The sequence below is a fragment of the Thermocladium sp. ECH_B genome (assembly GCA_001516585.1).
GTDB lineage: Archaea > Thermoproteota > Thermoprotei > Thermoproteales > Thermocladiaceae > Thermocladium.
The window spans coordinates 1-8889 of the sequence record LOBW01000075.1 but is presented as its reverse complement, the minus strand read 5'-3'; the positions used below and the strand labels follow the sequence as shown (position 1 = coordinate 8889).

General features: G+C 49.0%; 8 protein-coding genes and 1 pseudogene. 6 read left to right on the top strand and 3 right to left on the bottom strand.

Annotation, left to right across the window (positions count from 1 at the left end; genetic code table 11):
- From AT710_08235 to AT710_08225, 3 genes and pseudogenes are all read right to left on the bottom strand, one after another.
- Positions 1-520, bottom strand: a pseudogene (locus AT710_08235).
- A gap of 220 nt (positions 521-740) precedes the next feature.
- Positions 741-1196 carry an alkyl hydroperoxide reductase gene (locus tag AT710_08230; GenBank protein KUO90833.1) on the bottom strand — a complete coding sequence of 152 codons (456 nt, stop codon included), beginning with the start codon at positions 1194-1196 and terminating at the stop codon, positions 741-743.
- A gap of 290 nt (positions 1197-1486) precedes the next feature.
- Positions 1487-2656 carry a hypothetical protein gene (locus tag AT710_08225; protein KUO90832.1) on the bottom strand — a complete coding sequence of 390 codons (1170 nt, stop codon included), beginning with the start codon at positions 2654-2656 and terminating at the stop codon, positions 1487-1489.
- Between the two features lie 111 nt (positions 2657-2767).
- Between AT710_08225 and AT710_08220 the strand changes: the two genes are divergently transcribed.
- Genes AT710_08220 through AT710_08195 form a run of 6 tightly spaced genes read left to right on the top strand, consistent with a single transcriptional unit; the run spans position 2768 to position 8705 of the window.
- Positions 2768-3733 carry a magnesium chelatase gene (locus AT710_08220; GenBank protein ID KUO90831.1) on the top strand — a complete coding sequence of 322 codons (966 nt, stop codon included), beginning with the start codon at positions 2768-2770 and terminating at the stop codon, positions 3731-3733.
- A 4-nt stretch (positions 3734-3737) separates the two neighbouring features.
- Positions 3738-5042 (top strand): hypothetical protein, encoded by a 1305-nt coding sequence (locus AT710_08215; protein ID KUO90830.1) that lies wholly within the window; start codon positions 3738-3740, stop codon positions 5040-5042.
- A 14-nt stretch (positions 5043-5056) separates the two neighbouring features.
- Positions 5057-5614, top strand: coding sequence for a hypothetical protein (locus AT710_08210; GenBank protein KUO90829.1), 558 nt, complete (start codon positions 5057-5059; stop codon positions 5612-5614).
- Positions 5615-5656: 42 nt separating this feature from the next.
- Positions 5657-6397 (top strand): hypothetical protein, encoded by a 741-nt coding sequence (locus AT710_08205; GenBank protein KUO90828.1) that lies wholly within the window; start codon positions 5657-5659, stop codon positions 6395-6397.
- The gene (locus AT710_08200; protein KUO90827.1) at positions 6394-7611 is read left to right on the top strand and encodes a hypothetical protein; all 1218 of its coding nucleotides are present in this window, start codon (positions 6394-6396) and stop codon (positions 7609-7611) included. Before AT710_08205 ends, AT710_08200 begins: the two co-directional genes overlap by 4 nt.
- Entirely contained in the window at positions 7611-8705 is a 1095-nt protein-coding gene (locus tag AT710_08195) for a hypothetical protein (GenBank protein KUO90826.1), read from the top strand. Before AT710_08200 ends, AT710_08195 begins: the two co-directional genes overlap by 1 nt.
- Positions 8706-8889 lie beyond the last annotated feature (184 nt).

Genomic DNA, 8889 nt, shown 5'->3' with positions numbered 1-8889 from the left:
CAATGAATGAGACATACACTTTTCCACTCCTCGTCAATTTCACCGCCACGCGTTTAACTTTCTCTAGTGGGAAGTCCCTGTGGGCAATGACCTTGAAGGCCCCGAGGCCGCTCAGCCTCAACACAAGCCTCCTCCCACTCCCACTCGTTCTAGCTTTCCTAACCACTATCTTCCACCCGCTCTGCGGATAAACCAAGGAGTAGTATTTATGGGGTTTCTTCTCCCTTGGGAAACGCGATAACCCATCTAAAAAGCGCTTCCTAGCCTCGTAGTATCTATCTGCTATCTGTTGCAGTGTCTGGGAATAGCGCTGTTGATACTCTTCGTCCTGTTTTCTGAGGTCGAGGGCTAGTTGCCTCAACTCATTCTTGCTTAATCCCTTCCCATCCTCATGGTAGAAGTACTTGTCTGCCCATCGTAGGGTGTTGTAGACCTCACAAGCCAACTCCAACTGGGCCTTTAACGCCCTCAACGTTCGTCGATCAGTGTATGCTCTGAACCTAAACCCCACGATGGGCATCAGAAAAATAGGAACATCAAATATTTAAAGTTACCCCTCATCCCCGCCATAAATGGCGAGGTTTTCCCCCATGCGTATAAAAAAACTTAACTTGGCTTTCAAATTAAAAGAGAATTATTCATAGCATATATTCGTCAATTAATATTATTATGTATAAGATAACTTTCTATTAAGATGGTTTTCTTATGAGGATTAGTGTATGTTATAGTAGTGATGGGGTTTATGCATGCATTTTCTCGCTTATTGCCCGTAGTGCGGCGTTTGGGTGCTGATCAGGCCTCACACTGAAGCCGCGTATGATGCTGGCTATTTTTCCCTCTGGATCCACTATGAATGTGACTCTATCAGCCATGCCGAGCATGCCGAGGACATTGAAGGATCTCGCTATGGAGCCATCCGCATCACTTATCAATTTGAAGTTAGCGCCCTCGGCCTTGGCGCATCTAGCTAATGTGGCTGAATCATCCCTACTGATGCCGAGGACCTCGACGCCTAACTCCTTGAACCTGTTCCAGGATGAGGCGAATGCCTGGGTCTCCCTGGTGCAGCCGGGAGTGAATGCCTTGGGGAAGAAGTAAATTATGACCCACCTTCCCCTTAACTCGCTTAACTTAATCCTAGATCCATCATGCGCAGGAGCCTCGAAGTCCGGCGCAGGATCCCCAACCCCAACCATAGGGAAGCACTGAACCTCAGCAATAAAAATGATTAATTCAGGTTCAAAGGAGGCACACAGGCTAGCCGTGCACTGAAAAGCAGATCTAAAGGAAGATTGATGTTAATCCCATGATTCCCCACATTAAGAATCGCCTAATAGTGCTGTATTGGGGGGTTATTGAGTTGTAATTGAATTAATTGCGTGTCCATTTAATGGTAACGCATATATAAACATTACCCAAATGATCCAAAGCAAGCAATGAATGCATCATGCCATAAATATAAAATAGAACTATAGATTCCTTTAATTCATGATGAGGAGGGGGGCGGGGGATGCATTAATTGGGTTATATTTATGGCATGCGCCATTAAGTTATTGAGTGCTGCCTGATCAAATGTTGATGAGAGGCCAATTAAATTAAAGTCGAAATTAATCAATATATTCGACTTAGGGGTTGGGGTCGTTATGTTTAGGCTGCCAAGTAATGTGGTTGGAATGCCGTTACTTAATAGGCACATCCTGCTTAGGCTTAATGATGAGTTGGCAAATGATGCGGCGGATGTGACGTTGCTGAATAGGTAACGTAAATTGGTTGTATTCGTGTAGGGCTTAACTGTTTGGAAGCAGTAAGTGGTTTGGCCGTTCCACGTTGAGGAGCCAATATAGGAGAGCTCGCCCTCGAATATCTTAGTATTGCCTACCTTTAGCCGCACCCCAGTATAGTTCCTGGTCTCGCCGCAGAACTTAATTGCGGAGCCATTAGTGTATCTAGCAATTAATGGAGAGCTAAAGGCCAGGCATGAGTAGTTACCGCTGACCTCGAGGCCCAGCATTAACGGCATAGTTATGCTTACCCCTTGACTGGCTGATGATATGGTTATGTTGGCCGCTATGTAGTAATCGGCGCTGGAGGATTCATTAATATAAGAAAACTCAACGGTGGGCACATTAATGCGTATCTCCATTGTTGCTCCAGGACCTGAGGCATTGAGGGCGGTTATATATACGGAGCCCGTGTAGGTTAATGTGGCTTGCTTAACCGTGGCATTGCCGAGGCTCCAGAGCGCCTCCATTGCTGGCGAGGATGATTGAGGCGAGGCGGAGGATGTAGTTGTAGTGCTTGGTGGAGGCATGGTTATTGTGGTTGTCTGTGTTTCCTGTGATGATTGAGTTGAGGCGGTTGTTACTGATTGTGAAGATGTTGATTGAGTTGAAGGAGTTGGGGATTGAGTTGAGGCGGTATAGAAGGTGGTTGATTGGGTGATCGATAATTGGGTTGATGTTGTTTTTGGCGTTGTCGAGTAATTGAATATGAGGAGACCCGCGGCTATGCCTATTACTATTGCTGCAGCCACCGCGATAATNATTATCGGCTTCATACTTTTCCTTAAATTAAATACATATTTATATCCTTTCCTTGCAAGGGAAATCATCGCGGCATCATGGAGGGGGGAGCATACGATGTTTGCAATAATCATGTACGGCACTAAATGGCATTATAAACCATGAATAGNCCTCGTCCCTAATGGTGGGGGATCAACGCTTTNCTTGCTTTTTTGAAAAATTCTTTAAAGCTGTGCCTAGTATTTATGGATGTGGAGGTAGATACTGGTTTCGCCGCGGAGAGAGCTAAGTCAGTCATTAATGGCATCCTAAGCCTCTACTCGGGCAAGGAGGGCGCCGTGAGGATGGTGATGGCCGTTGTCCTGGCCGGGGGTCACGTGCTTCTAGAGGATAAGCCAGGCGTTGGAAAGACATTCCTCGCTAAGCTAATGGCGAGGATCCTAGGCCTTAGTTTCTCAAGGATCCAATTCACGCCGGACCTATTGCCAAGCGACTTGATTGGAACCAAGGTATGGAGGCCCGGGGAGAGCCGTTTCGAGGTGATGAGGGGACCCATATTCGCTAACTTCGTGCTGGCCGATGAGATCAATAGGGCGCCTCCAAAGACCCAGGCAGCGCTCCTGGAGGCAATGGAGGAGCTCCAGGTAACTATAGAGGGAGAGACCCAGCGATTGCCGAGACCCTTCATAGTGATCGCCACCCAGAACCCCATAGAGTATGAGGGCACTTACCCTCTTCCCGAGGCTCAATTGGATAGGTTCATGATTAAGCTCAGCCTCGGTTACCCAGATGAAGAGGAGGAGTTGGAGTTATTGAGGAGGAGAATGGCATGGATGACGGATGACCCGACCGATAAGGCATCGCCGGTTACCGGACCAAGCGAGTTAGAGGGCATTAGGGCATTCATTGAGGGCGGCGTTAAGGTCAGCGATGACTTGTTGAGGTACATTTTATCATTTAGATCGATTCGAGGCGATGATAGGGTGGCGGCTGGCCCCAGTCCCCGGGGATTAATGTCCCTCCTCAGAATGGCTAGGGCAATGGCCGTAATAGATGGGAGAAACTACGTTGTCCCAGACGATATTAAATCCATAGCTCCAGACGTGCTTGGGCACAGGGTAATCCTTAAGCCGGAGCTAGCCATAGAGGGGGAAGTGACTGGGCGGGATATAGTTCTGGAGTACGTAAGTAAATTGCCCGTTCCGAAGTGAGAGCATGGTTAAGGAAATCACTAAGTCCTATTACCTCCTCCTATTGCTGCCCACCACGCTCTCCGTCATCGCATTCATGAGCACTGCAAAGGAGGCCTTAATTCCAGTCCTATTCGCCATATTAATGGTGGGCCTAGCCATTTACACGAATGATGAGCCGCGGATAGATATAGCCCTATCCCTAAGCAGGAAGCGGGTCTTTGTGGGGGATGAGGTGGAGATGATAATTAATGTGAGGGTTAAGCGCGGACTTGGCGTAATAGCTATTAATGTTCCTCCAGCGTCATATGCGGCGTCAAGGCATAGGGAGAGCTTTGATATAGTGAGCGGGAGAGCTAGTCACGTTATATTCAAGGGATTCAGGGATGGCGAGTGGGCATTTAGGGTCAGGATTAAGGCATTGCGGCGGGGAAGATTCGAGTTCGGCTTGATTAATTACGCTTATCATCATGTGTTCGGCATGAGGGTAATCGAGGATAGGATCAAGGTTAGCGAGGAATTACTGGTGGTGCCTAGGTACAGGATAATTAGGAGAAGCCTAGGCAGAATCAAGCCGTCCACCCTGACCCCAAGAACAACGCCGACCAGGGTTGGGCCTCCCTCCTCGGATTTCCTTGAGGTACGTAATTACTTGCCTGGGGATCCATTTAAATTCATTAATTGGAAGGCATCGGCCAGGTCGCCTCAGGGAAACCTATTTATTAATGAATATGAGAGGGAGGGGTTAAGGGCTGGAATATTTCTCCTGGACGTGGGGGAATGGATGAGGCTGGGGCTTCCGCATGAGAATCCCCTAGAGTACTCCGTGTCCCTCATCTTATCCCTGAGCAAAATGATGCTTAGATACGGCTATAACGTGGGGTTATGGACTGTGCCCGATACGGGCATCCGGGTAATGCCATCCTCGGGGCAAACCCAGTTCCAGCGGATCATGAATGCCCTGCTTCTAGTCGAGGCGGGGAGGGGGGGAGCCATGATTGATCCGGCGATGATTAGGGTAATAATGGAGACCAGGCCCATACTGATAATGACCAGTAACCTAGCTGCTCCGGGAGCCATTAACTCGATAAGATCCATTTGCAGCGATCGTAAGTGCATTAGCAGAACCATACTTATAGATATCAATCACTCATCAATTGCGTTAAGGGAGAGGCTGAGGAATTATGGTGACGTGGGCTGCATTCCACGCATTAATGAGAAGAGGGATTTACTGCCTAGGGGAGCATTGGTGACCACATGGGACCCGGCGTGTGAGGGGGTGGGCACCGTGGTGGTGAGGCTGATGCCCATGATTAGGTGGTTATCGTGAGGATGGCATTATTTATGTTGGTAATGCTTCTCCCGGCAACGCCGTTACTGGTGCTTCTCTATGGAGGCGATTACCCCAGTGGCTTAATCTATTTATTGCTGGCGATCACGCTGATCATTGAGGTCATTGGGGTGGTTAGGGGGAAGGGAAGCGGAGCCGGGGGCCTCTTCTCATTATTATCATCCTCATTCCTCCTAGTGCTTGGGCTGGGCTACGTGCCTTACTACGCCCACTTCGCATTGGGTTCAATCAATCAATACTCGCTGCCGTACCTTGGCCTCGCCATGGCGTCCAGTTGCCTCGCCTACTTCCTCGGCTCCACCCTCGACGCATCGCAGCGATTACTAAGGAGGATTAGGGAGTTGGGGTATGATGATGCAGATGAATTGGAGTTGAACCGCATGGGTGACGCCGCAATAATCATGGGCGTAGCCGCCTTATTCACGTCATTCCTGGCCTACCTCATCATGAGGATCGCGAGGCTCATAATTCTAGCGCCGCTTTTCGCATTAATGCTATTCTCTATCACTTACTTAGTATTGACAATTATTGCGAGGAGACATAGGTTTTAGGCGCAAACCTTTTATGTTGAATCATATATTTATCCATGAATAATGTCCGGATGGGTAAGCATTGCCGACCTTGGATTCAAGCCCCTAATCAGGGCATTATTATCATGGCTACTTCTCTTCCTGTTCCTCACAATAATTGAGAACATAATTATGAGCGACGCGAAGATCGCGACCAGTATCATCAAGTATGTGGAGGCCGATCCCATCGCTGCGGCTCGCTCGGTGTCCAGGTTAATGGCTGCCCTTCTCCACCCAAGTGAGGCTGGGTTACCGGGCGTGGGCATTTATGGATTAAGCATTGGACTCCTCGTGGATGCATCGCTGATCACGCTTTTCCTATTGACTCTACTGGCTGGGGTTCAGTTATGGCTTGGGCTCAGGGAATTCAGGGGAAGGGGATTCCCTGGACTAGCATTATTCGCGGGCTCCACCATTAGTTTAATCGGCGCATCGATGGCCCTCATTGGCGTGCTAATCATGATCATGCTAGTCATTAATCCAATAGTGGATCAGGGAATGTCGATCAATATATCGGGCCCAATTATTTACCTAACCATACCGCTTCCTTGGCCCATTGTCGTCGGCATTGCGGTCTGGATAATAGGCATAGCCATAATTGGCGGAGCCTTGACGCGCATCCTGATCCATGAGCGGGACGTTACTGGAGTAATCGCTGGCGCCGCGCTAATTCTGGGGGCGATTCTCGCTATTATTCCATTAATTGGATTCGCCCTAATGAGCGTGGCGGCAATCGCGCTCGCCACGAGAGAGATAAAGGTATGAATGACAAGGCTACTGCATTAATGTTTTTGGCTATAGCCCTAGCAGTGACTTGGATCCTAATGAACTCAATTCAACTACTCCCGATCCAGGCAGTTGGTGGAGTCTCCAACTCATTGGGCAGCGGCAACTCCATTAATAACGGAGCCGGGGGCGGGGGGTTGGGTGGGGTTAATCAAGGCATTGGGTTGGGTCGCTTGCCCGGCATCGCCATTAATTTATCATATAATTGGCCCAGCATTAATGGATCCATTCCTTTCATAGAGACCCCAATTATCGCTCCAATGATCACCCTAAATAAGGGATTCATCGGTGATTGGAGCAAAGGAATTGGGCTGCTCTTCATAACTACCCCCCTCAATACATTAAGGGTGCCCTTACCCTTCACTACAGGCATAACGGGAGGAGGCGAGGCGGGAGGATCAATAACGGGAGGAGGCGGGGGCGGAGCTGGATTGAGCGGTTCCTCCAGCAAAGGGAACCAAGGTTTGCGGGAGGCAGTTACCCCAATTATTATCGAGAAGGCGATTCCATGGTTGATATATCTATTAATCATTCTGATAATAGTCATATTGGCGTTTTCCCTATTAAGCTCTAGGCGCGGCGGTAGGGGGACTAAGAATCTTGAGAACAACATGAAGCGGAGGATCCAGGAGGAGAAGAGAGGCCGCGAAGCGATTCCCAAGACTCATTCACAGCGCCTTGTGAGCAATGAATTGAGTCTGAGCGGGAGGCCGGTGCAATTACGGGGTTGGGGTGGGGGTGAATTAATTAAGTTGGGTATTGATAAGGACTTGCCTCTTTCCTGGAGAATAAATGATCCTCTTAATTACTCCATGGTGCCTGGGGCAAGCCTATCCATACTTCCCGAGGGCGAGGTGGTTGGGGATTCCATTGTTTTTAGGGCGAGTGGGTGTCATGAGGTTAGGGCGAGGATGGGCAGTGAGGAGGAGGTTCATAGGGTTTGGGTGGTTAATGATTACTCCAGCGACGTTATAGACTCGTTTCGGGCGAATATGATGGCGCGTGGCGCCGCTGCTGAGGAGACTCCCAGGGAGGCGTGCCGCAGGTTTGGCGTGGAGTGCTTGGGGTGGAGCGGCTTAAGGGTTTTCGAGGAGGTAAGGTACGGGGGATACCCAATAGATAGGGGGAGGTATGAGTATTTTCTAAGGGAGTTGGCGAGGCTTAGGGATGCCTTAATTATGGGGTGCGAGTAATGGGTGGACTCACCGCCAATGCGTCTAAGTTAATTGCTGCCGTGGTGGTCACGGTCATTATTTACTTAATTGCGGCACCCATGGCACTGCGGTACCCAGGGGCTCGTCTACTCATTGATTGGATCGTGGATGCAATGCTTCTCCCCCTCATCATATACTATGGAATCATTATTGCCGGGGATTACTTAACTGGGCGGGGACATGATGCTGAAGCATTGAGGAGGCTAGTGGCTCCCGCTGTCTTCATTTATCTCTTGATCTCATACACCGCCGGATTAATTCACTCGAGTAAGGCAAGCGGCGCTGGGCTGGTTCTATACCTATTCATATTATCGGGCCTAATCAAGAGGGCGAGGAATGGGTGGGGCACTGCCGTGAGGGCCTTCATGTATAGGCTAAGCGATTCCCTCGTGATTTATGGGGTGGGGGGACTCCTGGGCTTGGCCTATGCCCCAATGGCTGCGCCATTCATGTATGCGGCTATTGCGGGGGTGATCATATCCATCACAATTCTAATGGGGCTTCGAGAATCAATTCTTGGAGTTGCAATGGATCTAAATGGGCTGTACCCCATGATGGTCACCATAATCTTACTAATGGGGGTAGCGGCCACGCTCTCGTCATTGCCTCCTCTACTTGCTTATTCGCAGTACATTGACTTAGCGGCAATAGTGGCGGTGCTCATCGCGATGACCCTGATCAGCCATAGACTATACTTGACCTACTCCAGAGCATCCGAGAAGATGGCCGAGAAGGTGTATGAACAATTCTCCAGGGAAGCAAGGCTGGTCTCGACCGCTGAGGATGAGGCTATCGCCAATGCCATAATAGGCTTCGTGGAGCGGGGCCGAAAAGAGGAACTCATAGCGTATGCGGCCCACGCATTAACCCTCTGCGGATTAAGCATTAATGAAGTAATGACGGCGCTGAGGGAACTCATGGATTATAGGCAAAGAGGAATCGAACCCATATGGCCATGGGAAGCCGAAAGAGCGAAAAGAGAGGCCGAGAGCGATGCAATAACCAGAATCAATATAGTGAAAGAATTAATTACACAATTAAGCGAATGCAGTAAATCCACTAAACCCAAATGATATTGAGCGAGTTATGTTTCTATTTTGTCTTGGGAAATTTTTTCATGTTTTTCCGCGTCTCGCAGAGTTTTCCCAAGGTCGGGGAAGGAGAATTCCTTGGGAAAAAACAAAAACGCAATACTTAAATATAAAAAGTATATAAGTTTTCAGCAGAATCTATAAAAGAATTGAAACATCCATATTC